The organism is uncultured Serinicoccus sp. (assembly GCF_947500995.1).
Classification (GTDB): Bacteria; Actinomycetota; Actinomycetes; order Actinomycetales; family Dermatophilaceae; genus Ornithinicoccus.
Map to the genome: position 1 here is coordinate 455,282 of NZ_CANMUA010000002.1, position 26,690 is coordinate 481,971.

The 26,690-nt window shown below is 72.5% G+C and carries 25 protein-coding genes; 13 read left to right on the top strand and 12 right to left on the bottom strand.

Going from position 1 to position 26,690, the window contains the following annotated elements; all coding sequences use genetic code 11:
• Positions 1 to 9 precede the first annotated feature (9 nt).
• The 3 genes from Q0967_RS05065 to Q0967_RS05075 are packed head-to-tail and all read left to right on the top strand — an operon-like array spanning position 10 to position 2,524.
• Positions 10 to 432 (top strand): hypothetical protein, encoded by a 423-nt coding sequence (locus Q0967_RS05065; RefSeq protein WP_298885409.1) that lies wholly within the window; start codon positions 10 to 12, stop codon positions 430 to 432.
• A complete protein-coding gene (gene trpD / locus Q0967_RS05070) occupies positions 429 to 1,529 on the top strand; it encodes an anthranilate phosphoribosyltransferase (RefSeq protein WP_298885411.1) in 1,101 nt (366 codons plus the stop codon). The genes Q0967_RS05065 and trpD overlap by 4 nt, the downstream gene beginning before the upstream one ends.
• A 23-nt stretch (positions 1,530 to 1,552) precedes the next feature.
• The gene (locus Q0967_RS05075; RefSeq protein WP_299449365.1) at positions 1,553 to 2,524 is read left to right on the top strand and encodes a quinone oxidoreductase; all 972 of its coding nucleotides are present in this window, start codon (positions 1,553 to 1,555) and stop codon (positions 2,522 to 2,524) included.
• Positions 2,525 to 2,560: 36 nt separating this feature from the next.
• Here the strand turns inward: Q0967_RS05075 and Q0967_RS05080 are convergent, their stop codons facing one another.
• The 9 genes from Q0967_RS05080 to Q0967_RS05120 all read right to left on the bottom strand — a co-directional run bounded on the left by Q0967_RS05080 (position 2,561) and on the right by Q0967_RS05120 (position 11,634).
• Positions 2,561 to 2,962 carry a cytochrome c oxidase subunit 4 gene (locus Q0967_RS05080; protein WP_298746032.1) on the bottom strand — a complete coding sequence of 134 codons (402 nt, stop codon included), beginning with the start codon at positions 2,960 to 2,962 and terminating at the stop codon, positions 2,561 to 2,563.
• Complete coding sequence (gene ctaD, locus Q0967_RS05085; protein ID WP_298746030.1) at positions 2,962 to 4,740, bottom strand: cytochrome c oxidase subunit I; 1,779 nt, start codon at positions 4,738 to 4,740, stop codon at positions 2,962 to 2,964. The genes Q0967_RS05080 and ctaD overlap by 1 nt, the downstream gene beginning before the upstream one ends.
• Positions 4,740 to 5,540 (bottom strand): cytochrome c oxidase subunit II, encoded by an 801-nt coding sequence (coxB, locus tag Q0967_RS05090; RefSeq protein WP_298746028.1) that lies wholly within the window; start codon positions 5,538 to 5,540, stop codon positions 4,740 to 4,742. The genes ctaD and coxB overlap by 1 nt, the downstream gene beginning before the upstream one ends.
• A gap of 139 nt (positions 5,541 to 5,679) precedes the next feature.
• Entirely contained in the window at positions 5,680 to 6,381 is a 702-nt protein-coding gene (gene aat, locus Q0967_RS05095) for a leucyl/phenylalanyl-tRNA--protein transferase (protein WP_298885415.1), read from the bottom strand.
• A 132-nt stretch (positions 6,382 to 6,513) separates the two neighbouring features.
• Positions 6,514 to 6,864 (bottom strand): iron-sulfur cluster assembly accessory protein, encoded by a 351-nt coding sequence (locus tag Q0967_RS05100; protein ID WP_298746024.1) that lies wholly within the window; start codon positions 6,862 to 6,864, stop codon positions 6,514 to 6,516.
• Positions 6,865 to 6,948: 84 nt separating this feature from the next.
• Complete coding sequence (locus Q0967_RS05105; RefSeq protein WP_299449370.1) at positions 6,949 to 8,052, bottom strand: glycerate kinase; 1,104 nt, start codon at positions 8,050 to 8,052, stop codon at positions 6,949 to 6,951.
• A 25-nt stretch (positions 8,053 to 8,077) separates the two neighbouring features.
• Positions 8,078 to 9,163, bottom strand: a complete 1,086-nt coding sequence (gene trpS, locus Q0967_RS05110) for a tryptophan--tRNA ligase (protein ID WP_299449416.1) — start codon at positions 9,161 to 9,163, stop codon at positions 8,078 to 8,080.
• Between the two features lie 106 nt (positions 9,164 to 9,269).
• Complete coding sequence (locus tag Q0967_RS05115; RefSeq protein ID WP_299449418.1) at positions 9,270 to 10,235, bottom strand: glutathione S-transferase family protein; 966 nt, start codon at positions 10,233 to 10,235, stop codon at positions 9,270 to 9,272.
• Positions 10,228 to 11,634 (bottom strand): dipeptidase, encoded by a 1,407-nt coding sequence (locus Q0967_RS05120; RefSeq protein ID WP_299449372.1) that lies wholly within the window; start codon positions 11,632 to 11,634, stop codon positions 10,228 to 10,230. Before Q0967_RS05120 ends, Q0967_RS05115 begins: the two co-directional genes overlap by 8 nt.
• A 58-nt stretch (positions 11,635 to 11,692) precedes the next feature.
• Here Q0967_RS05120 and Q0967_RS05125 point away from each other — a divergent pair, with 58 nt between their 5' ends.
• Positions 11,693 to 12,286 carry a DUF3043 domain-containing protein gene (locus Q0967_RS05125; RefSeq protein WP_299449374.1) on the top strand — a complete coding sequence of 198 codons (594 nt, stop codon included), beginning with the start codon at positions 11,693 to 11,695 and terminating at the stop codon, positions 12,284 to 12,286.
• Positions 12,287 to 12,337: 51 nt separating this feature from the next.
• On the opposite strand, the gene gcvT is transcribed toward Q0967_RS05125, so the two are convergent.
• Positions 12,338 to 13,447, bottom strand: a complete 1,110-nt coding sequence (gene gcvT / locus Q0967_RS05130; protein WP_299449377.1) for a glycine cleavage system aminomethyltransferase GcvT — start codon at positions 13,445 to 13,447, stop codon at positions 12,338 to 12,340.
• 80 nt (positions 13,448 to 13,527) lie between these two features.
• On the opposite strand from gcvT, the gene Q0967_RS05135 reads away from it, so the two are divergent.
• Positions 13,528 to 15,048 carry a leucyl aminopeptidase gene (locus tag Q0967_RS05135; protein WP_299449380.1) on the top strand — a complete coding sequence of 507 codons (1,521 nt, stop codon included), beginning with the start codon at positions 13,528 to 13,530 and terminating at the stop codon, positions 15,046 to 15,048.
• 75 nt (positions 15,049 to 15,123) lie between these two features.
• Here the strand turns inward: Q0967_RS05135 and Q0967_RS05140 are convergent, their stop codons facing one another.
• A complete protein-coding gene (locus tag Q0967_RS05140; protein ID WP_161937878.1) occupies positions 15,124 to 15,300 on the bottom strand; it encodes a DUF5302 domain-containing protein in 177 nt (58 codons plus the stop codon).
• 187 nt (positions 15,301 to 15,487) lie between these two features.
• On the opposite strand from Q0967_RS05140, the gene sucB reads away from it, so the two are divergent.
• Together sucB and Q0967_RS05150 are read left to right on the top strand one after the other, a co-directional pair.
• Positions 15,488 to 17,497, top strand: a complete 2,010-nt coding sequence (gene sucB, locus Q0967_RS05145; RefSeq protein ID WP_299449384.1) for a 2-oxoglutarate dehydrogenase, E2 component, dihydrolipoamide succinyltransferase — start codon at positions 15,488 to 15,490, stop codon at positions 17,495 to 17,497.
• Between the two features lie 5 nt (positions 17,498 to 17,502).
• Positions 17,503 to 18,462 carry a TIGR01777 family oxidoreductase gene (locus Q0967_RS05150; protein WP_299449387.1) on the top strand — a complete coding sequence of 320 codons (960 nt, stop codon included), beginning with the start codon at positions 17,503 to 17,505 and terminating at the stop codon, positions 18,460 to 18,462.
• Here Q0967_RS05150 and Q0967_RS05155 read toward each other — a convergent pair.
• On the bottom strand, positions 18,404 to 20,125 hold the full coding sequence (locus Q0967_RS05155) for a protein kinase domain-containing protein (RefSeq protein ID WP_299449390.1): 1,722 nt from the start codon (positions 20,123 to 20,125) through the stop codon (positions 18,404 to 18,406). The two genes, Q0967_RS05150 and Q0967_RS05155, sit on opposite strands and share 59 nt — an antisense overlap.
• Here Q0967_RS05155 and lipB point away from each other — a divergent pair.
• The 6 genes from lipB (at position 20,101) to glnA (ending at position 26,624) form a co-directional block, all read left to right on the top strand.
• A complete protein-coding gene (lipB, locus tag Q0967_RS05160; RefSeq protein ID WP_299449420.1) occupies positions 20,101 to 20,883 on the top strand; it encodes a lipoyl(octanoyl) transferase LipB in 783 nt (260 codons plus the stop codon). The genes Q0967_RS05155 and lipB overlap by 25 nt on opposite strands.
• Before the next feature lie 117 nt (positions 20,884 to 21,000).
• Positions 21,001 to 22,029 (top strand): ABC transporter ATP-binding protein, encoded by a 1,029-nt coding sequence (locus Q0967_RS05165; RefSeq protein ID WP_299449393.1) that lies wholly within the window; start codon positions 21,001 to 21,003, stop codon positions 22,027 to 22,029.
• The gene (locus Q0967_RS05170; protein WP_299449396.1) at positions 22,026 to 23,015 is read left to right on the top strand and encodes an ABC transporter permease subunit; all 990 of its coding nucleotides are present in this window, start codon (positions 22,026 to 22,028) and stop codon (positions 23,013 to 23,015) included. The genes Q0967_RS05165 and Q0967_RS05170 overlap by 4 nt, the downstream gene beginning before the upstream one ends.
• 110 nt (positions 23,016 to 23,125) lie before the next feature.
• Entirely contained in the window at positions 23,126 to 24,175 is a 1,050-nt protein-coding gene (gene lipA / locus Q0967_RS05175) for a lipoyl synthase (RefSeq protein WP_299449399.1), read from the top strand.
• Between the two features lie 5 nt (positions 24,176 to 24,180).
• Entirely contained in the window at positions 24,181 to 24,975 is a 795-nt protein-coding gene (locus Q0967_RS05180) for a DUF4191 domain-containing protein (RefSeq protein ID WP_299449402.1), read from the top strand.
• Positions 24,976 to 25,199: 224 nt separating this feature from the next.
• A complete protein-coding gene (glnA, locus tag Q0967_RS05185) occupies positions 25,200 to 26,624 on the top strand; it encodes a type I glutamate--ammonia ligase (RefSeq protein ID WP_298745994.1) in 1,425 nt (474 codons plus the stop codon).
• Positions 26,625 to 26,690: the final 66 nt, after the last annotated feature.

Sequence of the window (26,690 nt, forward strand, 5' to 3'; positions counted from 1 at the left end):
ATCGCCGCCATGAGCACTCCCGCGGTCCCCTCCGCCTCCGGCGGCCTCACCACCACCTCCGTCTCGGTCCTGCTCTACAGCAACGACCGCTCGGTGCGGGACGCCGTGCGCGTCGGTGTGGGTGAGCGGCCGGCCGACGACGTGGTCGTCGAGCGCTGGAAGGAGTGCGCCACGCCCGAGGTGGCCCTCATCGAGGCCAGGGACGGCGACTACGACCTGCTCATCCTCGACGGGGAGTCGCAGCCCTACGGCGGGATGGGCGTCTGCCGGCAGCTCAAGAACGAGCTGTTCGGCTGCCCCCCGGTCCTCGTGCTCACGGGTCGTCCCGGCGACGGGTGGCTCGCGACCTGGTCGCAGGCCGACGCGGTCCTCTCCCGGCCCCTGGACGAGGCCCGGCTGACGGCGGCCGTCGCCGACCTGGCCCGCCGGTGACCGAGGACGGCGCCGACCGGACGGGTGGGGCCGGCGCCGGTGCCGTCGTCACCAGCTGGGCGGACGTCCTCAGCTCGGTGACCCGGGGAGAGGACCTCTCCAGCAGCACGACCTCCTGGGTCATGGACCAGGTCATGACCGGGGCGGCCAGCGACGCCCAGCTCGGCGGCTTCCTGACCGCGCTGCGCACCAAGGGCGAGACCGCGCAGGAGATGTCCGGGTTGTCGAGCACGATGCTCGAGCACGCGCACCGGTTCGAGGTCCCGGGGCCGACCGTGGACATCGTCGGGACCGGCGGGGACCGGGCCATGACGGTCAACATCTCCACGATGTCGGCCGTCGTCATGGCGGCGGCGGGTGCGACGGTGGTCAAGCACGGCAACCGGGCCGCCTCCAGCCGGTCCGGGTCCGCCGACATGCTCGAGGCCCTCGGCGTCCGCCTCGACCTCTCCCCCGAGCGGGTCCGGCAGGTCGCGCACGAGGCGGGCATCACCTTCTGCTTCGCGCTCACCTTCCACCCCTCGATGAGGTATGCCGGGAGCGTGCGCCGCGAGCTGGGGATCGGCACCGCCTTCAACTTCCTCGGGCCGCTGACCAACCCGGCGCAACCCCGCTATGCCGCCGTGGGCTGCGCCGACTCCCGCATGGCGCCCCTCATGGCGCACGTCTTCGCCGACCGGGGCACCCAGGCGGTGGTGTTCCGCGGTGACGACGGCCTCGACGAGATCACCACCGCCACCACGAGCTCGCTGTGGTGGGCCGACGCCGAGGGCCGGGTGACGCAGCACGTGCTCGACCCTCGACGCCTCGGCCTGCCGCTGCATCTCCTGGAGGAGCTGCGCGGGCAGGACGCGGAGCACAACGCCCAGGTGGCCCGCCGTCTCTTCGACGGCGGGACGGGTGCCGTGCGCGACGCGGTGCTGCTCAACGCCGGCACGGCCCTGGCCCTGGTCGAGGCGGGCGAGTCCTCCTCGCACCCCGGCAGCGGGGAGGAGCTGGAGGGCGCGGTCCGCGACGGCATACGCCGGGCCGCCGAGGCGCTCGACAGCGGTGCCGCCGCGCAGGTCGTCCAGCGGTGGGTGGCCGCGACCCGCTGACCGGCCCGCGATAGCGTCGCGACATGCGCGCCATCATCGTGGACCAGCCCGGAGGGCCGGAGGCCCTCACCCTCGTCGACCGCCCCACCCCTGAGCCCGGCCCCGGCGAGGTGCTGGTCCAGGTGGCCGCCGCCGGCGTGAACTTCATCGACGTCTACCACCGTTCCGGCGCCTACCCCCTGCCGACCCCGTTCGTCGTCGGCAGCGAGGGGGCCGGGACCGTGCGCACGGTGGGCCCGGACGTCTCCGGGGTCTCCGAGGGCGACCGCGTGGCGTGGGCCATGTCACCGGGGACCGGGTACACCGACGAGGCCGTCGTGGCCGCCGACCGCCTCGTGCTCGTGCCGGCGGAGGTCGACCTCGAGACGGCCGCCGCCGTGATGCTCCAGGGGCTGACGGCCCACTACCTGGCGCGCACCACCTTCGAGGCCGCGCCAGGCCACACCGCCCTCGTGACCGCGGCCGCCGGAGGCGTGGGTCTGCTGCTCACCCAGCTGCTCGCCAGGGCAGGCGTCCGCGTCGTCGGGACGGTGGGCACGCCGGCCAAGGCCGAGCTGGCGCGGGCCGCCGGCGCCCACGACGTCGTGCTGTACCGCGAGGAGGACCTGGTCGACCGGGTCCGCGAGATCACCGGCGACCAGGGGGTGCACGTCGTCTACGACGGGGTGGGGAAGGACACCTTCGACGCCGGGCTCGAGCTCCTGCGCCCGCGCGGCACCATGGTGCTCTTCGGTGCGGCCAGCGGCCCGGTCCCCCCGGTCGACCCGCAGGTGCTGAACCAGCAGGGCTCGCTCTTCCTGACCCGGCCCAGCCTGGCGCACTACGTCGCCGACCGGGCCGAGCTGCTCGCCCGCGCCGACGACCTGCTTCACCTGGTCGCTGCCGGGGACCTGCAGGTGCGGGTGTCCGGGCGCTACGACCTGGCCGACGCGCAGCAGGCCCACACGGACCTGGAGGCCGGAGGCACCACCGGCAAGCTGCTCATCCTGCCCTGAGGACCGGGCGAGCCGACGTCCAGCTCTGGCGCTGCCTCAGACCGCCTTGGCGCCGCGGAAGAACTCGAAGGTCCAGCCGAGGATCGAGATCAGCAGGAAGGGCACGGCGCAGATGAGCAGCCACCACCCCACGGCGAGCCCGAGGGCCACGGCCGCGACCGAGAGCCCGAGCCAGAGCGGCCACCAGCTGTAAGGCGCGAAGTGGCCGTAGTCGCCGGACAGGTCGGCGATCTCCCCCTGCAGGTCGTCCTCGGGGCGGGCGTCCGTCTTGCGGCCGGTCACCCAGAGGTAGAAGGAGATGAACGCCGTGAAGAGCATGGTGAGGAGCAGGCCGATGATGCCGACCCACTCCTTGGGGTCGGTGAACCAGGCGTAGAGCGCCGTCGCCAGCGCGAAGAACGGCACCAGGGCGCCGAAGATCTTGACCTCTGCCCGCATCAGTCACGCTCCTTGCCGGTATAGCCGCCGGTATCGGTGCCGGTGCGACCGTCCGGGTCGGTGTCGGGACCACCGAGCAGCTGCTCGGCGACCCCCTTGTCGGGCTCCGCGGACTCCAGCGTGCCGATCTCCGGGTGGTGCAGGTCGAAGGCGGCGCGCTCGGAACGGATCCGCGGCAGCGACTCGAAGTTGTGGCGGGGCGGCGGGCAGGAGGTCGCCCACTCCAACGACATACCCCAGCCCCACGGGTCGTCGACCTCGACCTTGGGCGTCCGGAAACTCTTCCAGACCGCGTAGAAGAAGGGGAGCATGGAGGCGGCGAGCAGGAAGGACGACACGGTCGACAGCTGGTTCATCCAGGTGAAGCCGTCCTCGGGCAGGTAGTCGGCGTAGCGCCGGGGCATCCCCTGCACCCCCAGCCAGTGCTGGATGAGGAAGGTGCCGTGGAAGCCGAGGAAGAGCATCCAGAAGTGGATCTTGCCGAGCCGCTCGTCCAGCATGTGCCCGGTGAACTTGGGCCACCAGAAGTAGTAGCCCGCGAACATGGCGAAGACGACGGTCCCGAAGACGACGTAGTGGAAGTGCGCGACCACGAAGTAGGTGTCGGAGACGTGGAAGTCCAGGGCCGGGCTGGCGAGGATGACGCCGGTCAGCCCGCCGAACAGGAAGGTGACGAGGAAGCCCACGGCCCACAGCATGGGGGTGTCCATGCTGATGGAACCCTTCCACATGGTGCCGATCCAGTTGAAGAACTTCACCCCGGTCGGCACGGCGATGAGCATCGTCATGATGGTGAAGAACTCGAGCAGGACCGCGCCGGTGGCATACATGTGGTGCGCCCACACCGACACCGACAGCGCGGCGATCGCCATTGTCGCCATGACCAGCGTCTTGTAGCCGAAGAGCGGCTTGCGGGAGAAGACGGGGATGACCTCGGAGATGATCCCGAAGAAGGGCAGCGCGATGATGTAGACCTCGGGGTGGCCGAAGAACCAGAACAGGTGCTGCCAGAGCATAGCCCCGCCGTGCTCGGGGTCGAACACGTGCCACCCGTACAGCCGGTCGGCAGCCATGCCGAAGAAGGCGGCGGCCAGCACGGGGAAGGCCACGAGCACGAGGATGGAGGTGACGAGGATCGTCCAGGTGAAGATCGGCACCCGGAACATCGTCATGCCGGGGGCGCGCATGCAGAGGATCGTCGTGATGAAGTTGACGGCGCCGAAGATCGTGGCGAAACCGCTGACGGCGAGCCCGACCACCCACAGGTCCCCGCCCATCCCGGGGCTGTGCGTGGGCCCGGCCAGCGGCTGGTAGGCAAACCAGCCGAAGCTGGCGGCACCGCTGGGGGTGAGGAAGCCGCCGACCGCGATGAGGCTGCCGAAGAGGAACATCCAGAAGGCCAGCATGTTGAGCCGCGGGAAGGCGACGTCCGGCGAGCCGATCTGCAGGGGTACCAGCGCGTTGGCGAAGCCGGCGAACAGCGGTGTCGCGAACATCAGCAGCATGACGGTCCCATGCATGGTGAAGAGCTGGTTGTAGATCTCTGGGTTGTCCACGACCTGCAGCCCCGGGACGAAGAGCTCGGCCCGGATAACCAGCGCCATGAGCCCGCCGAGGATGAACCACACCATCGTGGTGACGAAGTAGAGGTTGCCGATGACCTTGTGGTCGGTCGTCGTCAGCACCCGGACGGCGTTGCGCACGAACGAGCTGCGCTCGGACACCTGCGGCGGCCTCGAGGGTGCGCCGACCTCGGGGCGCTCGGTGGTGATGGCCATCAGTTCCTCACTCCCTCGGGCAGCTTGTCCTGCTGGTCGGGCTGCAGCTCGTACTGGTCGAGGTCAGGCCCCAGCTGCCCGGTGTTGCCCGACTCCTCGAGACCGGCGATGAAGGCGTCGTACTCTTCCTCCGAGACGACCTCAACGTTGAAGAGCATCTGCGAGTGGTAGGCGCCGCAGAGCTCGGCGCACTTGCCGGCGAAGGTGCCCTCCTCGGTGGTGGTGACCTGGAAGATGTTGACCCGCCCCGGGACAATATCCAGCTTCTGCAGGAAGTTGACGACCCAGAAGGAGTGGATGACGTCACGCGAGGTGAGGACGAACTCGACCCGGCTGTCGACCGGCAGCACGAGCGTCGGGAGGGTCTCCGGGACCCCCTCCTCACCCTCGGTCAGCGCGTCGGCCTGCTCCCCGGTGACGAAGACCTGCTCGTTGACGTAGTTGAAGTCCCAGCTCCACTTCTTGCCCGCGACGTTGACGACGACGTCGGGCTCAGGCTCGGTGTCCAGCATGGCGTTTTGGAGCGGGACGGTCTGACCGAACATCGCGGCGACCATGAGGATCGGCACCACGGTGTAGAGGATCTCGAAGGGCACGTGGTAGCGGAACTGCACCGGCACGTCGTCCTCACGCCGACGCCGGTAGGCGAAGACCGCCCACAGGATGAGGAACCAGACCAGTCCCCCCACGGCCAGCGCCGCGATCCAGGTGGCGTTCCAGAAGCCGATGACGTCCGTGCCGACCTCGGTCGCGGGCTCGGGGAGGTATCCGCGGGTGACGTCGCCACACCCGGAGAGCACTGCCGTGCCCGTTCCGGCGGCGATCAGGACGACCGCCCGGCGTCTCAGGGACCCGGCCGGGGCCACTCGTCGTTCGGTCCGTGGCACAGATCCACCTCTTGCTGCTGGGACGGTCGGCTTCACGCCAGACACTCTACCCTCACCAGGTGGCTGCGGCTCTGCCACCGGGGGGTATGCCGCGCCACCGGCTGGGCAGGTCCTGTGCCACCCGGTCCCGGAGCAGGTCCAGGTAGGTCCTCCGGTCGACCGACCTGACCCCCAGCGAGCGCAGGTGGGCGGTCTGCCACTGGACGTCCAGCAGCCACGGCTCGCCGTCCTCGGACAGCACGGCGACGAGCTCGTGCAGGGCCGCCTTGGAGGCGTCGGGGGCCCGGTGGAACATCGACTCACCGGCGAAGAGGCGGCCGACCGCCAGCCCGTAGACGCCGCCGACGAGCTCGTCCCCGCGCCATACCTCGATCGAGTGCGCCCACCCCAGCTCGTGCAGCGCGCCGTACGCCTCGGCGATGTCCCGGGTGATCCAGCCGCCGTCCCGGCGAGGGTCGGCGCACCCCTCGACGACGGCGCCGAACGCCTGGTCGACGGTCGCCCGCCACCCCCGGCTCGCGCGGCGGGCGGAGCGGCTCACGTGCAGGTCCCCCGGGAGCAGCACCCCCCGGGGGTCCGGCGACCACCACCCGATGGGAGGTGCCCCGCCGTCCCCCAGGCCCATGGGGAACAGGCCGGCGCGGTAGGCCGCGAGGACGGTTCCCGGCTCGAGGTCGGCGCCGACCCCCACCAGGTCCTCCCCCGGCAGGGCACCCGCGGTGGTCAGCTCCCAGGGGGTGGGATCGGGCTCCACCGGACCTCCGGCGGCTACACCGCCAGCGGCTGCGCCGTCACCGGCTGCGCCGGGTACTGCTCCGCGCTCGCTCCGCTCGCCCATTGTCCTTGTTCCGCGAAACAGGCTCGCCGGCGCTCGCGTTCCGCGGGGTCAGCTGAAGCTGTCTCCGCAGGCGCAGGAGCTGCCGGCGTTGGGGTTGTCGATCGTGAAGCCCTGCTTCTCGATCGTGTCGGCGAAGTCGATCGACGCGCCGTCGAGATAGGGGGCGCTCATCCGGTCCACGACGACCTCGACACCGTCGAAGTCGGCGACCAGGTCGCCGTCGAGGGTGCGCTCGTCGAAGTAGAGCTGGTAGATGAGCCCCGAGCAACCGCCCGGCTGCACCCCGATCCGCAGGCGCAGGTCGTCGCGACCCTCCTGCTCGAGCAGGCTCTTGACCTTGCCCGCCGCGAGGTCGCTGAGGGTGACGCCGTGGCTCTTGGTGGTCTGGGTCTCGGTCATGCGCTGGGGTCCTCTCGTGAGGGGAAGTCGTGCACGTGGAACGTCACCCTGGGGCGATCCTGTTCCCGTCCACGCCAGGGTACGTCACCGGGGTCCGGGCGGCGTCCAGGTGCGGGCGACCCGCCCCGCCAGGTCCGCCAGGTCCTCCCCCGGCCGCAGTCCGTAGGAACCGCTCACCCCCAGCGACATGCCTTCCCGACGACCGACCGCGACCTCGCGGGCGAGCACGACCGTGGGGGCGGCGACCTCGGAGGCCGCGCGGGCCGTGTCGGGGACCACTCCCGCGTGGACGGTGGTGTAGTCGTAGGTCTCGGTGACGAGCACGACGAGCGCCCCGGCCAGCCGGGCACCGACGCCGAGGTCCTCGAGCAGCAGGCGGGGTCCGGTGTCGGTGCGCGCCCCGAGCAGCTGCAGGGCGTACCCGATCCCCCCGGCCACCCCCGACCCCGGGGACCGTTCCGGGCGGCGGGGCAGCCCGGTCAGCAGGTCCCGGGGCGGGGGCAGCAGCGCGTTGACGCGGTCGGTGAGCATCCCGAGCTCGGTCTCCAGCCGCTGGGTCACCGCGGGAGCCACCCCCAGCTCGCCGAGCGAGGCGCTCGCCCCGTGGAAACCGAGCAGCGACGCCTCGGTGGTCGTCGCGAGGACCAGCGCGGTGTCGGTCCACTCCTTCCGGACGGCGGCCAGGTGCTCCAGGTCGGCGCCGGCACCGAGCTCGGCGAGCAGGCCACGGCCGCCGTCGTGCGCGGCCGCCTGGCCGGCGCCCACGACGACGCGGCCGACCCCCAGGTCCCGGGCGTGGCGCAGCAGCACGCCGACCCCGGCACTGGTGAGGCCGACCGGGTCCGCCAGCCGGCTCGCGTCCACGAGGTGGCGTCCGACGACCTGCGCCGTGTCGAGGTAGGCCGAGGCCTCCTTCCCCTCGCCGACGACGGCGATCGCCGCAGGCACCTCGCGCCCGGCCGGGTCGGGCACGAGGACGGGGTGGGTCGTCGCCGGGACGCCGGAGGAGGCGGCGCGCTCGGCCACGGCCGCGGCGAAACCGGCTCCCCCGTCGTGCAGCAGGTGCGCCTCGACCTGGGCGTGCGGGGCCGCCCGGCGCCAGCCCCCCGCCACGGCCTCCAAGGTGCCCGGCGGCAGCCGGTCACCGGAACGGTCGACGACGACGACCACGCGTGGCGTGCGCACCATCAGTGCCCCTCGTCGGCGCGGGGACTCAGGAGTAGACCATCTGCATGGCCTCGCGCACCTCGGCCAAGGTGGCCTCGGCCACCTCGTTCGCGTGCGCGTTGCCGGCCGCGAGGACCCGCCGCAGCTCGGCCGGGTCCGCCTCCAGCTCGGCCCGGCGGGCCCTCAGCGGGGCGAGGTGCTCGTTGACGGCCTCGGTGACCACCCGCTTGAGGGCACCGGACCCGCCGTCCCCGATCTCCTCGGCGACGGCGTGCGGGTCGCGACCCGTCGTCAGGGAGGCCAGCAGCACGAGGTTGGACACCTCCGGGCGCCCGACCGGGTCGTAGGTGATGTGCCGGTGGGGGTCGGTCACGGCCTTCTTCACGGCGCGTGCGGTGTCGTCGGCGCTCATCCGCAGCTCGATGACGTTGCCCCGGGACTTGCTCATCTTCTGCCCGTCCGTGCCCAGCAGGTTCGGCACCTCGGAGAGCAGCGCGTCGGGTGTGGGGAAGACCGGCGCCGAGCCGTCCCCGGCCCGGCCGTAGCGCTCGTCGAAGCGGCGGGCCACCACCCGGGTCTGCTCCACGTGCGGGAGCTGGTCCTTGCCGACCGGGACGACGTTGGCCTTGCAGAAGAGGATGTCGGCGGCCTGGTGGACGGGGTAGGTGAGCATGAGCCCGGTCATGGGCCGGCCCCCCGTCGCGTCCTGCTCGGCCTTCACCGTCGGGTTGCGCCGCAGCTCGGCATCGGTGACCAGCGACAGGAAGGGGAGCAGCAGCTGGTTGAGCGCGGGCACCTGGGAGTGCGCGAAGATCGTCGTGCGCGCCGGGTCGACCCCCACCGCGAGGTAGTCGGCGAGCAGCGAGAACACCCGCTCCTGGATCGAGTCGACGGTGTCCCGGTCGGTGATGACCTGGTAGTCGGCGATGAGCACCCAGGTGTCCACGCCCTGGTCCTGCAGCGAGACCCGGTTGCGCAGGCTGCCGAAGTAGTGCCCCAGGTGCAGGTGGCCCGTGGGGCGGTCCCCGGTGAGCATCCGGTAGCGGGACGGGTGGTGCTCCAGGTCGGCCCGGATCTGCTCGCTCCGGGCCACGCTGCGTTGCAGCGAGGCCTCGGACGTGGAGTCCGACAGCGCCTCGCTGCCGGGCTCGTCCTGCGGTCGGGTCGTCTGGGGCTCGGTGGTCACGACGAGTGATGGTAGCCACCCGCGCCGCCGGTGCGGCGCGGGTGGTCCGGCCTCAGCCCAGCGACTCCCGACCGTGCGGCGTGGTCCAGCCGCTGGTGTCCGGCCCCAGCGGGACCACACCGGTCGGGTTGATGTCGCGGTGCGTGGCGTAGTAGTGCGCCTTGACGTGCTCCAGGTCGACGGTCGAGCCGAAGTCCCACGTCTGCCACAGGTCCCGGGCGTAGGCCCACAGGACCGGCATCTCGGTCAGCTTGTGCCGGTTGCACTTGAAGTGTCCGTGGTAGGCCGCGTCGAAGCGCACGAGCGTCGGCCACAGCCGCACGTCGGCGAGGGTCAGCTGGTCGCCGACGAGGTACCGCTGGTCCGCCAGCCGCTCGGAGAGCCAGTCGAGACGGGAGAAGAGCTGCTCGAAGGCCTCGTCGTAGGCCTCCTGGGAGCCGGCGAAGCCGCAGCGGTAGACCCCGTTGTTGACGTCGGCGTAGACGAGGTCGGAGACCTCCTCGATCTCGTCCCGCAGGTGCTCGGGCCACAGGTCCGGGGCATCGGGGGCGTGGTGCTCGCCCCACTCCGTGACGAGGTCCTTGACCATCTGGTGGAAGTCGTTGGTCACCACCTGGCCGGTCGTGGTGTCGACGAAGGCCGGCACGGTGACGCCGGAGTCCGGGTAGCCCTCGGGTCGGGCGTCGTAGGCGTCCTTGAGCTTGGGGATGCCGAGCACCGGGTCCACGCCGCCGGGGTCGAGGTCGAAGGTCCAGGAGTCCTCGTCGTGCACCGGCCCGGCGACCGCCATGCTGATGACGTCCTCGAGCCCCAGCAGGTGACGGGTCAGGATCGTCCGGTGGGCCCACGGGCAGGCCCGGGAGACCGCCAGGCGGTAGCGGCCGGGCTCCACCGGGAAGCCGTCCCGCCCGTCCCGGGTGATCCGCTCGGGGATGTAGTGGCTCTTGCGCTCGAAGCTCCCCTCGGAGCTCACGTAGCCGGACGAGCCCTCGGAGCGGGTAGTTGAATCGTCACTCATCATGACCCCCATCATGCCCTGCACCCGCCAGCCGGTCCAGCAGGAGCGCCTCGGCCAGGCATACTCGCTCGAACTCGCCCAGGTGCAGGCTCTCGTTGGCGGCGTGCGCCCGGGTGTCGGGGTCCTCCACCCCGGTGACGAGGATGGCTGCGTCGGGGAAGCGCTCGGCGAAGGCCGCCACGAAGGGGATCGACCCCCCGACCCCGATGTCGACCGGGTCGACACCGTCCCAGGCGTCGCGGAAGGCCGCCCGGGCGGCGTCGTAGACCGGCCCCTGGGCGTCCGCCGCGAACCCGCGGCCGTCGTCGACCACGGAGACCCGCACCTCACACCCCCACGGCGCGTGCTCCTGCAGGTGGCGGGTGAGCGCCTCCGCGGCCCGCGCCGGGTCCTCCTCGGGGTGGATCCGCATGGACAGCTTGGCCCGCCCGACCGGGGTGAGCAGGTTCGCGGCGGCGTCCACCGCGGGCGCGTCGATCCCGATGACGGTCATCGAGGGCCGGGTCCACATCCGGGACAGCAACGAGCCGGTACCGATGGTGCGGACCCCCTCCGGCAGGCCCGCGTCCGCGCGCAGGTCGTCCTCGGAGAAGTCGAGATCGGCCGCCTCCGACGTGCGCAGACCCGGGACGGCCACGTCGCCGTCCTCGTCGTGCAACGTGGCCAGCAGGCGGCACAACGCGGTGAGACCGTCGGGCACGACCCCGCCGTAGAGACCGCTGTGCAGACCGTGCTCGAGGGCCCGCACCTCCACGACCACCCGCACCATGCCGCGCAGGGTCGTCGTGAGCGCAGGCACCCCGATCTTCCAGTTGTGCGAGTCGGCCAGCACGATGGCATCGCACTCGAGGTCCGCCCCGTGCGCCTCCAGGATGCGGGGCAGCGAGTCCGAGCCCACCTCCTCCTCACCCTCCACGAAGACGGTCACGCCCACGGGGGGCCGCCCAGCATGCGCCCGCAGCGCGGCGACGTGGGCCATGATCCCCGCCTTGTCGTCCGCGATCCCCCGGGCGTACAAGCGGTCCCCCACCTGGGTGGGCGAGAAGACCGGGGTGTCCCAGTCGGCGTCGTCGCCGGGGGGCTGCACGTCGTGGTGCGCGTAGAGCAGGACCGTGGGGGCACCCTGCGGCGCGCGGAGGTGGCCGATGACGGCCGGCCGCCCGCCCTCGCGCACCACCCGCACCTCCAGCCCTTCGGCCCGCAGCAGGTCGGCCGTGGCCGCTGCGCTGTCCTCGACGTGGCGCTGGTCGAAGGAGTCGAGCGACACGGAGGGGATGCGGGTGAGGGCCTCGAGGTCCGAGCGAACGCCGGGCATGAGCTCGGTCATCCGCGCGGCGAGCTCACCGGTCCGCTGCGTCGTCGTCGCCGTCGGTCGGTCGTCATCGGTGGGGGAAGTCACGCGGCCCAGGGTAACGACGCGGGCGGTCCGGCACCGGGCGACCAGTAGACTGCCTCCTGTGCTGTTCGGGAAGAAGTCGACCGAGGTGGCCCCGGTACCGGTGACCACCGCTCCGCCGACCGACCCGGCGCGGCCGGGCGGCAAGGGCCGCCCCACCCCACGGCGGCGGGACGCCGAGGCGGCCAACCGCCGCCCCCTCGTGGTCGACCGCAAGGCGCAGACCGCCGAGCAGAAGGCGAAGGTCCGCGCCGAGCGCGCCCGGGTCCGCGAGGCCATGCTGGACGGCGAGGAGAAGTACCTGCCCGCCCGCGACAAGGGTCCCGAGCGCCGCTACCTGCGCGACGCCGTGGACACCCGGTGGAACGTCGGCGAGATCCTGCTGCCCGCGATGATCCTCGTGCTGGCCATCTCCCTGCTGCCCTTCGACTGGGCCCGAGGGGGTACCTTCCTCGTCGCCTACGCCCTCATGATCTTCGGGATCGTCGACTGCTGGCTGCTGTGGCGTCGCACCCGCACCCGCTTCACGACCACCTTCGGGCACGCGCCCGGGCGGGGCTCGGCCTGGTACGTCGTGCTCCGGGCCTTCCAGATGCGCCGGAGCCGCATCCCCCGGCCGGCCGTCGACCGGGGCGCCGAGCTCCGCCGGCGCTGATCGCGACCCGGCGGCGCTGACCGGGCCGCCCGCCCTCCGGGGCCGGCCGACTCAGTCGGCGGCTCCCCCCGAGACGAAGGGCGGCCTGGTCACCTCGACCGGGACCTCACGGCCCCGGACGTCCACCACGAGCTGGTCCCCCTGCTGCACCCCGCGGTCCAGGAGGGCCAGCGCGACCCCCTGCCGGCGGGTGGGGCTGAACGTGCCGGAGGTCACCGTCCCGACCTCCTGACCGTCCCGCAGCACCTGGCACCCGGCCCGCGGGATCCCCCGGCCCGTGACCACCAGCCCGCCGGACAGCCGCGACTCCTTGGCCTCCTTCTGCGCCACCAGCGCCTCCCGGCCCCAGAACTCGGGCTTGCTCCACCCGACCGCCCAGCCGGTGCGCGCCATGACCGGCGTGATCTGGAGGGACAGCTCGTTGCCGTGCAGGGCATACCCCATCTCGGTGCGCAGCGTGTCCCGGGCCCCCAGCCCGCAGGCCAACCCGCCCACGGGCCCCATGGCCGTCATGAGCGCGTCCCAGAGCCCGGGCGCGTCGGCCACCGCGCACACCAGCTCGTAGCCGCGCTCGCCGGTGTAGCCGGTGCGGCACACCGTCACCGGGACCTGGCCCCACCGCGCCTCCACGAAGCTCATGTAGCCGTGCCCGGTCGGCAGGCCCACCTCTTCCATCACCTCGTCCACCCGGGGGCCTTGGAGCGCGAGGATGGCGTGGTCCTCGTGCTGGTCCTCCACCACGACCTCCTCCGGCCGGCCCGGCGCCTCCTGCAGCATCCGCACCACGGCGGCGGTGTTGGCGGCGTTGGGGATGAGGAGGACCTCGTCCTCCGAGCGCAGGTAGGCGATCATGTCGTCGACGACCCCACCGTCCTCGGCGCAGCACATCGTGTACTGCGCCTGACCGGGCTGGATGCGGTCCAGGTCGTTGGTCAGGCAGCGGTTGAGGAAGTCCTTGGCACCCGGGCCTGAGACCGAGGCGTTGCCGAGGTGCGAGACGTCGAACAGGCCCACGCGCTCGCGGACCGCGGTGTGCTCGGCCACGACGCCGCCGCCCGGGTACTCGATCGGCATCGACCACCCTCCGAAGTCGGCCATCTTCGCGCCCAGCGCGACATGCCTCTCGTGCAGGGGGGACGTCTTCGTCGCGGAGTCGCTCATGGGCAGCCACCCTAGTGGCTGCCCGGTGGCCTAGTCTCGGAGCCGGACGACCCCCACCACGACGACGACAAGGACGCCCCATGGCTGCGCGCACGCCCGTGACCTTCACCGACGACGACCCGACCACCACCGGCGCCGACGCCCTCGTGGTGGGGGCCGCCAAGCAGAACGGCTCCGTGGCCCTGCTGCCCGGATCCGGACTGTCCGACGAGGCGGCCGCCGCGCTCCAGGAGGCGCTCGTCGCGCTCGGCGCCGAGGGCGGAGCCGAGGAGGTCACCCGGCTCACCGGGGTCGCGGGGGTCGAGGCACCCCTCGTCGTGGTGGTCGGAGTCGCGGGCCGCGGCCCGGCACCCCGCACCGAGCAGCTGCGGAGGGCTGCGGGGGCGGCCGCCCGGGCGCTGGTCGGGCGCGGGTCGGCCGTCTTCGCCCTCGGCCAGCAGGGCCGGGACGAGGCGGTCGCGGTCGCCGAGGGCGTCGCGCTGGGCGCCTACTCGTATGCCGACCAGCACGGCGTGGGCAAGTCCGGCACCGCGAAGGCCGGGCTCGCCCGCGCCTCGGTGACCGGGTTGAGCGGCGAGGAGGCGAGCGCCGCCCAGGCCGAGGTCGAGGCGCTGGTCGCAGGGGTCTGCTACGCCCGTGACCTCGTCAACACACCCCCCAACCTGCTGTTCCCCGAGAGCTTCGCCGACGACGTCGTGCGCCGGGCCGGCGAGGCCGGGGTCGAGGTGGAGGTCTGGGACCCGGAGCGGCTGGACGCGGAGGGCTGCGGCGGCATCATCGGGGTCGGGCAGGGCTCGGCACGCGGACCGCGGCTGGTCACCCTGCGGTACACCCCTGCGGGGGCGGCCAAGCACATCGCCCTGGTGGGCAAGGGCATCACCTTCGACTCCGGCGGGCTCTGCCTCAAGCCGGGCGCCTCGATGGTGACGATGAAGATGGACATGGGCGGGGCGGCGGCCTGCGCGGCGGCGACCCTCGCGATCGCCGAGCTCGGCCTCCCGGTGCAGGTGACGGCATACCTCTGCCTCGCCGAGAACATGACCGGCGACCTCGCTCAGCGTCCCGGGGACGTCGTGACGATGCGCGGGGGCCGGACCGTGGAGATCATCAACACCGACGCCGAGGGCCGGCTGGTCATGGCGGACGGGCTGGCCCTGGCCACCGAGCAGCAGCCCGACGCCATCGTGGACGTCGCCACCCTGACCGGCGCCTGCATCGTCGCCCTCGGCGAGCGCACCATGGGGGTGATGGGCAACGACGACGAGCTGCGGGACACCCTGGCGCGGCTCGGGACGGAGTCCGGCGACACCGCGTGGGCGCTGCCGATGCCCGAGGAGATCCGGCCCACCCTCGACAGCCCGGTCGCCGACCTCAAGCACACCGGGGAGCGCTCGGCCGGGGCCATGGTGGCCGCGACCTTCCTGCAGGAGTTCGTCGGGACCCGGGGCGAGGGCGAGGAGGCCCGGCAGATCCCCTGGGCGCACCTGGACATCGCCGGGCCCGCGTTCAACGAGAAGTCCGCCTGGGGCTACCACCCCAAGGGCGGGACCGGCGCCGGGGTCCGACCCCTGGTGGCGTTGGCCCGCTCGCTGGCGGGCTGACCGGACCTCGCCCCCGGCACGCACGAGGGGCAACACCGCGTCGCGGTGGTGCCCCTCGCGTCCGTCTCCGGGACGTCAGCCGCTCTTGCGGCGGAACATCTGCTGGGCACCCGAGGTCTTGGCGCCGCGCTCCTGCGCGACCTTGCCGTGCTCCGAGTGGTCCGAGACGTCCGTGCCGCCGTGGGCCTGCTTGCGGGCCAGCGCCTCGCGGAACTTGGCCTTGACGTCCTCCGTGACCGGATCGTTGCTCATCGGGCCACCTCCTCACTGTCGCCGGACATGACGCGCTCACCCTGACACGCGCGAGGATCGGCCGCCACCGCATTTCCGGCAGGTGGCAGGATGGCGCACGGACCGGCCTTCCTGGGTGGCACCACGCCTGACCCAGCGGCAGCATCACCCGTAGACTGCAGGCCCCGGACGAGGAGAGAGTCAACACATGTCGGAACGTGTATCGATGCCCGCCCTCGGTGAGTCCGTCACCGAGGGGACCATCACCCGCTGGCTGAAGAGCGTCGGCGACGCCGTCGAGGTCGACGAGCCGCTGCTCGAGGTCTCGACCGACAAGGTCGACACCGAGATCCCCTCCCCGGTCGCCGGCGTGCTGCAGGAGATCCTCGCCGAGGAGGACGACACCGTCGAGGTGGGCGCCGACCTGTGCGTGGTGGGTGACGACGACGGCAGCTCCGGGGACGACGGCGGCTCCTCCGACGCCGACACCCAGCAGGAGGACTCCTCTGAGTCCGACCAGCAGGACGACCAGACCTCCGACGACGAGACTTCCGACGACGGGTCCTCCGACGACGCGTCGACCGAGGACTCCTCCGGTGGTGGCTCGTCCGAGGGCAGGTCCTCCGAGGGCGACTCCTCCGGGGGTGGCTCCTCGGGCGGCGAGACGGTCACCATGCCGGCGCTGGGCGAGTCGGTGACCGAGGGCACGGTCACCCGCTGGCTGAAGTCCGAGGGCGACACGGTCGAGGTCGACGAGCCGCTGCTCGAGGTCTCGACCGACAAGGTCGACACCGAGATCCCCTCCCCCGTGGCGGGTGTCCTCACCTCCATCCTCGCGGCCGAGGACGAGACGGTCGAGGTCGGCGGCGAGCTCGCCGTCATCGGGGGCGAGTCCTCCGGGTCCTCCGGTGGCGGGCAGGAGCAGCAGGACGACGAGGCCGGGGCCGACGCCGAGAAGCAGGACGCCGCGGACCCGGGCTCCGAGGACGCCGGGCAGGAGGACGACGCCGAGGAGAAGGACGAGGCGTCCGCCGACGAGCAGGGCGGGTCCTCCGACGACCTCGCCGAGGAGTCGGACAAGCACGAGCAGGCCGCCGAGGAGTCGGCCGAGAAGTCGGGCACGTCCGAGGCCGACGACTCCGGTGTCGCCACCGGCGTGGGGACCACCTCTGCCGAGAACGGCACCACCTCGCACAAGGACGCCGACGGCGACGGCACCGCGGACGCGCAGCAGCGCTCCGGCTCGGGTGAGGCGCCGGCGCAGGACGTCAGCGCCTACGTCACCCCCCTCGTGCGCAAGCTGGCCGCGCAGCACGGTGTGGACCTGGCCTCGTTGAGCGGCACCGGCGTGGGTGGTCGCGTCCGCAAGCAGGACGTGCTGGACGCGGCCAAGGCCAAGGAGGAGAGCGAGAAGGCAGCCTCCCAGCAGGCCCCGGCCGAGGAGGCTCCTGCCGAGAGCACCTCGAGTGCCCCGGCCACCGGTGGCGGCGCCTCCGGCGGCGGCAGCGACGCCAAGCGCGGCACGACCGAGAAGATGTCGCGGCTGCGCAAGGTCATCGCGACCCGCATGGTCGAGTCGCTGCAGACCAGCGCCCAGCTCACCACGGTCGTCGAGGTCGACGTCACCAAGATCTCCCGGCTGCGCAAGCGGGCCAAGGACGAGTTCCTCAAGCGCGAGGGCACCAAGCTGTCCTACATGCCGTTCTTCGCGATGGCCGCGATCGAGGCGCTCAAGGAGCACCCGATCGTCAACGCCAGCGTGGAGGACGACTCCATCGTCTACCACGCGGCCGAGCACCTGGGCGTCGCCGTGGACACCCCGCGCGGCCTGCTGGTCCCCGTGATCAAGGACGCCGGCGACCTCAACATCGCCGGGTTGGCCCGCAAGATCGCGGACCTGGCCGAGCGGACCCGGAACAACAAGGTCGGGCCGGACGAGCTGTCCGGTGGCACCTTCACGCTGACCAACACCGGGTCCCGCGGGGCGCTGTTCGACACGCCGATCATCAACCAGCCCAACGTCGGCATCCTCGGGACCGGGGCGGTCGTCAAGCGTCCGGTCGTGGTGGTGGACGAGGACGGGATGGAGACCATCGCCATCCGCGACATGGTCTACCTCGCGATCAGCTACGACCACCGCGTCGTGGACGGGGCCGACGCCGCGCGCTTCCTCGCGACGATGAAGGACCGGCTGCAGGACGGCAAGTTCGAGGTCTGACCGTCGTGAGCCTCCCTGACACCCCGTCCGGCCCACGGCTGGTCGCCGTCACCGGCGCCAGCGGGCTCATCGGGTCGCGGCTGAGCGAGGTGCTGCGTGGTCGCGGCGACCGGGTGCTGCACCTGGTGCGCCGCGACCCGGCTCCCGGGCCCGAGCTGCCGGACGGGGTGCAGGAGGTCCGATGGTCACCCGGGGAACGGCTGGACCCGGGGGCCCTGGAGGGCGTCGACGGCGTGGTGCACCTCGCGGGAGCGGGGATCGGCGACCGGCGGTGGACCGAGGAGCGCAAGGCCGTCCTCGTCTCCTCCCGCATCGACGGCAGCAGGACCCTGGCCCGCGCCCTCGCCGAGGTCGCCGCAGCCGACGGACACCTGCCCCGCCTCGTCTCCGGCTCGGCCGTGGGCTTCTACGGCGACCGCGGCGACGAGGTGCTCACCGAGGAGAGCCCGGCCGGCGAGGGCTTCCTCGCCCGGCTGGTCCAGGACTGGGAGGCCGCGACCGGGGCTGCCGAGGAGGCCGGTGTGCCGGTCGCGCACGCGCGCACCGGGATCGTCCTGTCCCCCGACGGCGGCGCCTTGGGCCGGCTGCTGCCCCTGGTCCGGCTCGGCCTCGCCGGTCCGTTGGCCGGGGGCGAGGCGTGGTGGCCCTGGATCACCCTGCACGACCAGGTGCGCGCGCTCGTCCACCTCCTGGACCGCGCCGACGTCACCGGGCCGGTCAACCTCGGCGCCCCGGCACCGGCCACCCAGCAGCAGGTGACCCGCGCCCTGGCCCGCGAGCTGCACCGCCCGGCCGTCGTCCCTGCCCCCGGGTGGGCCCTGCGGCTGGTCCTCGGCGAGATGTCCCAGGAGATCCTGGCCTCGACCCGCGCCCTCCCCCGGGTGCTCGAGGAGTCCGGGTTCCAGTTCACCCACCCGGACCGGGGGCGGGCGGCCCGGTGGGTGGTCGAGGAGCTGAAGGGCTGAGCGGCTCCCACCGCTCCACCAGCCACCCCCCGGCGTGCGCCGTCAGCACCATCCGGACCCGCTCGACACCGCCCGCGGCGGCGTGCACCACCTCCTCGCCACGCCATACCTCCAGGCCCGGGCTGCGCACGGTGGCGTCGACGACCATCCGGCCGGTGCCACGCTCCCCGACCACCACCTCCGTCACCTGGAAGCCCACCGAGGGGTAGGTCAGGCCCCGCTCGGCCGCCTTCTCGAGGAGGGAGCGTTCGTGCACGTCCGCCACGGACCCGGGCGCGGTGACCCGACGGAGGCGCTCCGGGTCCCCCTGCTCCCAGGCGGCGGACCGGTGGTCGAGCAGCCCCTGCACGACGTCCCGGACCGGTTCGTCCTCCCCCGTCGCGACCGACCCGGCCTGCCCCGTCGGAGCCGTCCCGGACGGCGCGTCCCGGTCCGCCGGGGTCGAGGAGGGTGTCGCCGGCGCCGGTGCCGTCGAGGGCGGACCGGCGGTCCGGACGACGGGAGACGGGAGGGCCGGCGCGGCTCCGACCACCCCCGAGGGCGCCGACCGCCCCTGCAGCACGGCCCACAGCGCGACACCGACCACGACGAGGACGAGGCCGAGCCCCAGCGCCAGCCCGACCTGCGCCGCGCGGGCCGTTCCGGCACCGTCGGGCACCCGGTGCGCACCGCCGCGCCGCAGCCGGCCCGCCGGCCGCCCGTCCCGGACCGCCGGACGCGGACGGGGCGGCGGGACGGGCCCGCGGCGCAGGGGTCGCCGCCACCACCGCTCGCCGGCGCCCGGCGTCCCCGGCCGGTCCTCGGTGTCCGTGAGCGCCACCTGCCGCAGCCGCTCGGTCAGGCCGGTCGCGGCGTCGGCACCGGGAGCCACCTCCACCGGCTCGGGGTCGACGACCGCCAGCAGGGCGGTGGGGAGGTCCTCGGCCGCTGGCCGGTCCTCCGGCTGCGGCGCCATGCAGGCCTGCACCAGCTCGACCAGCGCGGGCGGCAGGGCGGGCGCGAGGTCGCCGAGGGCCGGCCGGTCGAAACCCGGCCCCGGGCGCTCCCCCACCAGGCACAGCCACGCCACCGCCCCCACCTGGTAGACGTCGGACTCGGCCGTGGCCACGAAGCCCTCCAGCACCTCGGGTGCCACCATCCCCTCCTGCGCGGCGGTGCCCCACCTGGGCCACCCCTGCTCCCCCGCCACCCGGGCCGCGCCCAGGTCGCCGAGCAACGGCATGCCGTCGCTGCGGAAGAGCAGGTTGCCCGGTGAGACGTCGCCGTGCACGACGCCAGCGCGGTGCAGGTCGCCCAGGGCGGCGGAGATCGGGTGCAGCACGGTCACCAGCTCGCCCGGCGAGAGGAGTCGGCGCCGACGGAGCACCTGGGCGAGGGAGCCGCCCGCCGCGAGCTGGGTGACGATGGCCACCGTCGGGTCCCCGGGGTCGCCCAGCGGCAGCACGTCGTAGAGGTGCAAAACGTGCTGGTGCCGCAGTCCGGCCAGCAGACCCGCCTCGGCCAGGGCTGCGGTCAGCGCGGCCCCGTCGCCGGCGCCCGGACGCACGAGCTTGACCGCCACCGGCAGACCGTCCGCACGGCGGCGCGCCCGCCACACCTCCCCGCTCCCGCCGGCCCCCAGCGGGTCGACCAGGTCGTATCCGGGGACCGTGGGGGTCGTCATACCGACAGCGTGCCCGGTCGCCGGGCAGGCGTGCAGGAGTTGTCCACAGGCCCCCGGCCGTCAGGGTCTACAGTGCTGGTATGCGTCTGGAGCACCTTGGTCTGGCCCCCGACCTCGTGGACTACGTGCAGGCGTGGGAGCACCAGCGCGAGGTTCACGCCCGGGTCGTGAGCGGCGAGCTGCCGGACACGGTCCTGCTGCTCGAGCACGCCGCGGTCTACACCGCGGGCCGTCGCACCGAGGCCCACGAGCGCCCGCTGGACGGGACGCCGGTCGTGGACGTCGACCGGGGCGGCAAGATCACCTGGCACGGGCCGGGTCAGCTCGTGGGATACCCCATCGTCCGGCTGCCCTCCCCCGTCGACGTGGTGGCGCACGTGCGCCGCCTCGAGGACATGATGATCGGGGTGTGCGCCGAGCTCGGGGTCGAGGCGACCCGGGTGGAGGGACGCTCCGGCGTCTGGCTGCCCGCGGACGCCGACCGTCCCGAGCGCAAGATCGGGGCCATCGGCATCCGGGTGAGCCAGGACGTGACGATGCACGGGTTCGCCCTCAACTGCGACTGCGACCTGGGCTGGGCGGACACCATCATCCCGTGCGGGATCGCCGACGCCGGGGTGACCTCGCTGTCAGCCGAGCTGGGCCGGCCCGTGGGGGTGCGGGAGGTGCTGCCGGTCGTCGAGCGGCACCTGGACCGGGTGCTCTCCCCGGTGGCCGCTGCGGGCTCGGGACACCGCCCGCTCACTCCTGGGGCCTGACCGACGCAGGAAGTTGCGGACACGCGTGCAACAGACGCGGTCCTCAGGACACAGCCACGGTTGACTGGCCACGTGCGGGTGCCCGGGTGTGGGCGCCCACCGATGCGAGGAGAGCAGGTGAGCGTGGCCCACCCGAGCGACGAGGGACCGGCCCTGACGATCCGCGGGCTGCGCAAGACCTACCGCACCGTGCGGGGGCGCAGGGTCGCGGTCCACGGCCTGGACATGGACGTCCCCACGGGCGGCGTGCACGGCTTCCTGGGCCCGAACGGCTCGGGCAAGACGACGACCATCCGTATGCTGCTCGGCCTGGTGCGGCCGGACGCCGGGGAGATGCGCATCTTCGGCACCCCGGTCCCCCGAGAGCTGCCGGCCGTCGTCGACCGGGTCGGTGCCATCGTGGAGTCGCCGAAGTTCTTCCCCGGCTTCACCGGCCGCCGCAGCCTCACCCTGCTCGCCGAGGCCATCGGCACGCCGACCACCCGGGTCGGCGAGGTCCTGGACGAGGTCGGCCTGGGCGGCCGGGGCGAGGACACCTTCCGCAGCTACTCCCTGGGGATGAAGCAGCGCCTGGCCATCGCGGCCACCCTGCTCAAGGCGCCGGACCTGCTCATCTTCGACGAGCCCACCAACGGGCTCGACCCGGCCGGCATCCACGAGATCCGCACCACCATGCGCCGGCTCGCCGACCAGGGGCGCACGGTCCTGGTCAGCAGCCACATCCTCTCCGAGGTCGAGCAGATCGCCGACACGGTCTCGATCATTGGGCGGGGTCGGGTGCTGGCACAGGGTTCGGTAGCCGGGCTCATCGGCGCCGGCGGGGAGACGGTCGAGGTCGGGGTGCGGCACCCCGGGGCCGCCGTGCGGGTGCTGCGCGAGGCCGGCTTCGCCGCCGAGTGGCTCGCCCGCCCCCGTGGCCAGGACGCGGCGGACGCCCTCCGGCAGGGTGAGGACGAGGAGGTCGCCGGGCTGCTCACGGTCACCGGCGCGCACCCGGCCGAGATCACCCGGCTGCTGGCGGGGCAGGGGCTGTGGGTGGAGCGTCTGGTGCCGAGCCGGAGGGGACTGGAGCAGATCTTCCTCGAGCTCACCGAGGACGACGCGCTGCCCATGCGCACCTCCGAGCACGAGGAGGGCGCCGCATGATCCGGTTGGTCGGAGTCGAGCTGCAGCGCCTGCGGGCCCGGCGGATCGTCGCTCTGGCGCTGGTGGCCAGCGCCCTGATCGCCGGGTTCGCCCTCTTCACCGTCAACCAGCAGGCCCTCCAGCTCGAACGCGCCCGCAGCGGCGCGGACGCGGCCTTCCAGGAGCAGCTGCAGTGGTGGGAGGAGAACGGCGAGCGGGAGCTCGCCAGCTGCCGGCAGTCGCAGGAGGATGAGCGCCGCCTCAGCGGCGACGCCTCGGTCGACTTCGGCTGCGAGCAGATGGGTCCCCCGACACCCGAGCAGATGTACGGCGCGATGCCCTCCCTGGCCGGCCAGTACGACGAGCTCCTGCTCGTCCTCGCCTACCCGTTCCTCCTGCTGGCCCTGCTGGTCGGCTCCACCCACGTCGCCGCCGAGTTCACCCATCGCACGATGGGGTCCTGGCTCACCTTCGTGCCCCGCCGCGGTGTCGTCTTCGCCGCCAAGGTGGTGGCGGCCGCCATCGTCGCGCTCCCCGTGACCGGTGTCGGTGTGACCCTCGTCCTGCTCGGGGTGCCCGCGGTCTTCCGGTGGCACGGCATCGACGGCGGGGGCACCGCGGACCAGTGGGTCGTGCTGGCCTGGGCCGTCGCGCGCATCATGGCGCTCGGCGCCCTGGCCGGGGCGCTCGGCGCGGCCGCCGGTTTCCTCGTCCGGCACAGCGCCGTCGTCGTGGGGGTGCTCGTGGGCTACCTGGCCGTGGTGGAGGGCATCCTCGGCGCCTCGCTGCCGCAGACCTCCCGCTACCTCCTGGGCCGCAACATCCAGGGGTTCGTCGAGAACGGCACCCGGTGGACGGTGTATGCCGACTGCTGGGGACCGACCGGTGAGTGCCGGGAGGTGGTCGAACGGCTCAGCTTCGCCCAGTCCGCGACCACGCTCGTCGCCGTCGTCCTGCTCGTCGTCGGGCTCGCCCTCTGGCGGTTCCTGCGCGCAGACGTGGACTGAGCTTCATGGGGCGGGTGGACCGCCCGGACCGACCGGCGCGCACGGGGCATACCCTGAAGGGGTGCACGCGTTGTCACCTGTGGCAACGAACCGAACCGTAGGGAGCACCTGTGACCGTCGCACCGGAGGGCCGTCGACTGCTGCGCGTCGAGGCGCGCAACGCCGAGACGCCGATCGAGCGCAAGCCCGACTGGATCCGGACCACCGCCAAGATGGGGCCGGAGTACCAGGAGCTGCACTCCATGGTGAAGAGCGGCGGCCTGCACACCGTGTGCCAGGAGGCCGGGTGCCCCAACATCTTCGAGTGCTGGGAGGACCGCGAGGCGACCTTCCTCATCGGCGGTGACATCTGCACCCGTCGCTGCGACTTCTGCGACATCTCCACGGGGCGTCCGCTGCCGCTGGACAGGGAGGAGCCGCGCAAGGTCGCCGAGTCCATCCGCACGATGGAGCTGCGCTACGCCACCATCACCGGCGTCGCCCGGGACGACCAGAAGGACGGCGCGGCCTGGCTCTACGCCGAGGTCATCCGCAAGGTGCACGAGCTCAACCCGACCACCGGCGTGGAGATCCTGCCCCCCGACTTCGGTGCCGTGCCCGAGCTGGTCCAGCAGGTGTTCGACGCCCGGCCGGAGGTGTTCGCGCACAACCTGGAGACCGTGCCGCGGATCTTCAAGAAGATCCGGCCCGCCTTCACCTACGACAAGTCGTTGCGCGTGCTGTCCATGGCGCGGGACAACGAGCTGGTCACCAAGTCCAACCTCATCCTCGGCATGGGCGAGACCGAGGAGGAGATCGACCAGGCGATGCAGGACCTGCACGACGCCGGGTGCGACATCCTCACCATCACCCAGTACCTCCGCCCCTCCAAGCTGCACCACCCCATCGACCGGTGGGTCAAGCCGCAGGAGTTCGTCCACTGGTCCGAGCGGGCCGAGGAGATCGGCTTCAAGGGCGTCATGGCCGGGCCGCTGGTGCGCAGCTCCTACCGGGCCGGCAAGCTCTACGCGCAGGCCATGCGCCGGTGGGGACGTGCGGTGCCCGAGCACCTGTCGCACCTGGCCCAGCAGGCCGAGGCGGACATCCCCGCCCGCCAGGAGGCGGCCTCGCTGGTGGCGGCGCAGGAGCGTCGGGAGATGCCCCGCGCCCGCGTATCCTGATCTCCATGTCCGCGTCCTCGTCCTCCGCCACCGCCGCGCCCGAGCCGAAGAAGCGCCGCTTCGGACGCACCCGCAAGCCCAAGGACCCGAACAACCCGGGACGCATCGCCCAGATCCGTCAGGTCTTCACCATGACCCGCAAGGCGGACCCGGCCGCCCTCTGGTGGATGGCCCTCGCGGCCCTGGCGGTGCTCGTGGTGGCCCTGCTCGTCGGGCTGTGGCTCGACCAGGTGGTCTACGTCCTCATCCTCGGTGTGCCCATGGCCCTCCTGGCCGCGGTCATCGTCCTGGGCCGCAAGGCCGAGCGGGCTGCCTTCGCCCAGATCGAGGGCCAGCCCGGGGCCGCCTCCGCGGTGCTCCAGCAGCTGCGCCGCGGCTGGTACTACGACCAGGAGCCGGTGGCCGCCGAGGCCGGTGGCCAGGTCCGGGGTATGCGTGACCTCAACAACGCAGCGATGGTCTTCCGTGCCGTCGGTCGCCCCGGCGTCGTGCTCATCTCCGAGGGTCCGCGCGGCTCGGCGCAGCGCCTGGTCAAGGCCGAGGAGCGCAAGGTGTCCCGCGTCGTCGGGCACGAGGTGCCGGTGCACACGATCTCCGTCGGCAAGGCCGAGGGCCAGACCCCGCTGCGCGAGGTCGTCAAGACCATCAAGAAGTACCCCAAGTCGCTGAGCAACGACGAGGCGCTCGTCGTCCAGCAGCGCATGAAGGCGCTGGGCAGCCGCAACAAGCCCGCGATCCCGGCGGGCATGGACCCGACGCGTCCGCCGCGGGCCAGCCGCCGCGCCCTGCGCGGCCGCTGAGGCACGAGCGCCTGGTCCCACCGGCACGCAGTGCCGCCCGCACCGGGCGCGAGCAGGAAGCGGCCGGGAGAGAACGGCCGCTGAGGCAGGCACGCACGGCATACGCGGGTGCGTAACACCGGCGTAACACCCGAGTGACCCGGCGGAAACCACCTCCACGTAGGTTAAGGGTCACCGGACCCGTAACCCCGAGTCGTCGCCCGGTCCGCGACAGGAGGAACTCCATGTTCAGCAATGCCGACGAGGTGCTCGCCTACATCAAGGACGAGGACGTCAAGTTCATCGACATCAGGTTCTGCGACCTGCCCGGTGTCATGCAGCACTTCAACGTGCCGGCCCAGACGTTCGACCAGGACGCCTTCGACACCGGCCAGATGTTCGACGGCTCGTCGATCCGCGGCTTCAAGTCGATCCACGAGTCGGACATGAAGCTCATCCCGGACCCGCAGACGGCCTACCTCGACCCGTTCCGCGTCGAGAAGACGCTCGTCATGAACTTCTCGATCGTCGACCCGTTCACCGACGAGCCCTACGAGCGGGACCCGCGGCAGATCGCCCGGCGCGCCGAGGAGCACCTGCGCTCGACCGGGATCGCGGACACGGCGTTCTTCGGTGCCGAGGCCGAGTTCTACGTCTTCGACGACGTGCGCTTCTCGACCGGCCCCAGCGGCGGCTACTACCACATCGACTCGGTGGAGGCGGCCTGGAACACCGGCCGCGCCGAGGAGGGCGGCAACCGCGGCTACAAGCCCCGGTTCAAGGGCGGGTACTTCCCGGTGCCCCCGGTGGACCACTTCGCCGACATCCGTGACCGCATGGTGCTCAACCTCGACACGGTCGGCCTCGACGTCGAGCGCGCCCACCACGAGGTCGGGACCGCCGGGCAGCAGGAGATCAACTACAAGTTCAACACCCTGCTGCACTCCGGTGACGACCTCATGAAGTTCAAGTACGTCATCAAGAACACCGCCTGGGCGGCGGGCAAGACGGCGACCTTCATGCCGAAGCCGGTCTTCGGCGACAACGGCTCCGGGATGCACACGCACCAGAGCCTGTGGAAGGACGGCGAGCCGCTGTTCTACGACGAGAACGGCTACGGCGGTCTGTCCGACATCGCCCGCTGGTACATCGGTGGTCTGCTCGCCCACGGCCCGGCCCTGCTGGCCTTCACCAACCCCTCGCTGAACTCCTACCACCGCCTGGTCCCGGGCTTCGAGGCGCCGATCAACCTCGTCTACTCGGCCCGCAACCGCTCGGCCTGCGTCCGGATCCCGATCACCGGGTCCTCGGCCAAGGCCAAGCGCGTGGAGTACCGCGTGCCCGACCCGTCGGCGAACCCCTACCTCGCCTTCTCCGCCCAGCTCATGGCCGGGCTGGACGGCATCAAGAACCGGATCGAGCCGCCGGAGCCGGTGGACAAGGACCTCTACGAGCTGCCGCCGGAGGAGATGGCCGACATCGACCAGCTCCCGACGAACCTGCCGGACGTGCTCAACGCGCTCGAGGACGACCACGCCTTCCTCACCGAGGGCGAGGTCTTCACCGAGGACCTGCTGGGCGCCTGGGTGGACTACAAGCGGGCCAACGAGATCCAGCCGACCCGTCTGCGGCCGCACCCGCACGAGTTCGAGCTGTACTTCGACATCTGACGAAGCGCGTCAGCGGAGGGCAGGCAGCGAGGAACGAGCTGTCTGCCCTCCGTAGCGTGAGGAAGG

Bases quoted from the DNA above. Each gene is read 5' to 3' on its own strand.
- Q0967_RS05135 (WP_299449380.1), top strand. From the start codon at position 13,528: ATGGCTGCGCGCACGCCCGTGACCTTCACCGACGACGACCCGACCACC.
- Q0967_RS05140 (WP_161937878.1), bottom strand. From the start codon at position 15,300: ATGAGCAACGATCCGGTCACGGAGGACGTCAAGGCCAAGTTCCGCGAG.
- Q0967_RS05170 (WP_299449396.1), top strand. From the start codon at position 22,026: ATGATCCGGTTGGTCGGAGTCGAGCTGCAGCGCCTGCGGGCCCGGCGG.
- Q0967_RS05065 (WP_298885409.1), top strand. From the start codon at position 10: ATGAGCACTCCCGCGGTCCCCTCCGCCTCCGGCGGCCTCACCACCACC.
- Q0967_RS05115 (WP_299449418.1), bottom strand. From the start codon at position 10,235: ATGAGTGACGATTCAACTACCCGCTCCGAGGGCTCGTCCGGCTACGTG.
- glnA (WP_298745994.1), top strand. From the start codon at position 25,200: ATGTTCAGCAATGCCGACGAGGTGCTCGCCTACATCAAGGACGAGGAC.
- gcvT (WP_299449377.1), bottom strand. From the start codon at position 13,447: ATGAGCGACTCCGCGACGAAGACGTCCCCCCTGCACGAGAGGCATGTC.
- sucB (WP_299449384.1), top strand. From the start codon at position 15,488: ATGTCGGAACGTGTATCGATGCCCGCCCTCGGTGAGTCCGTCACCGAG.
- Q0967_RS05155 (WP_299449390.1), bottom strand. From the start codon at position 20,125: ATGACGACCCCCACGGTCCCCGGATACGACCTGGTCGACCCGCTGGGG.
- Q0967_RS05100 (WP_298746024.1), bottom strand. From the start codon at position 6,864: ATGACCGAGACCCAGACCACCAAGAGCCACGGCGTCACCCTCAGCGAC.
- Q0967_RS05105 (WP_299449370.1), bottom strand. From the start codon at position 8,052: ATGGTGCGCACGCCACGCGTGGTCGTCGTCGTCGACCGTTCCGGTGAC.
- ctaD (WP_298746030.1), bottom strand. From the start codon at position 4,740: ATGGCCATCACCACCGAGCGCCCCGAGGTCGGCGCACCCTCGAGGCCG.
- Q0967_RS05075 (WP_299449365.1), top strand. From the start codon at position 1,553: ATGCGCGCCATCATCGTGGACCAGCCCGGAGGGCCGGAGGCCCTCACC.
- Q0967_RS05180 (WP_299449402.1), top strand. From the start codon at position 24,181: ATGTCCGCGTCCTCGTCCTCCGCCACCGCCGCGCCCGAGCCGAAGAAG.
- Q0967_RS05080 (WP_298746032.1), bottom strand. From the start codon at position 2,962: ATGCGGGCAGAGGTCAAGATCTTCGGCGCCCTGGTGCCGTTCTTCGCG.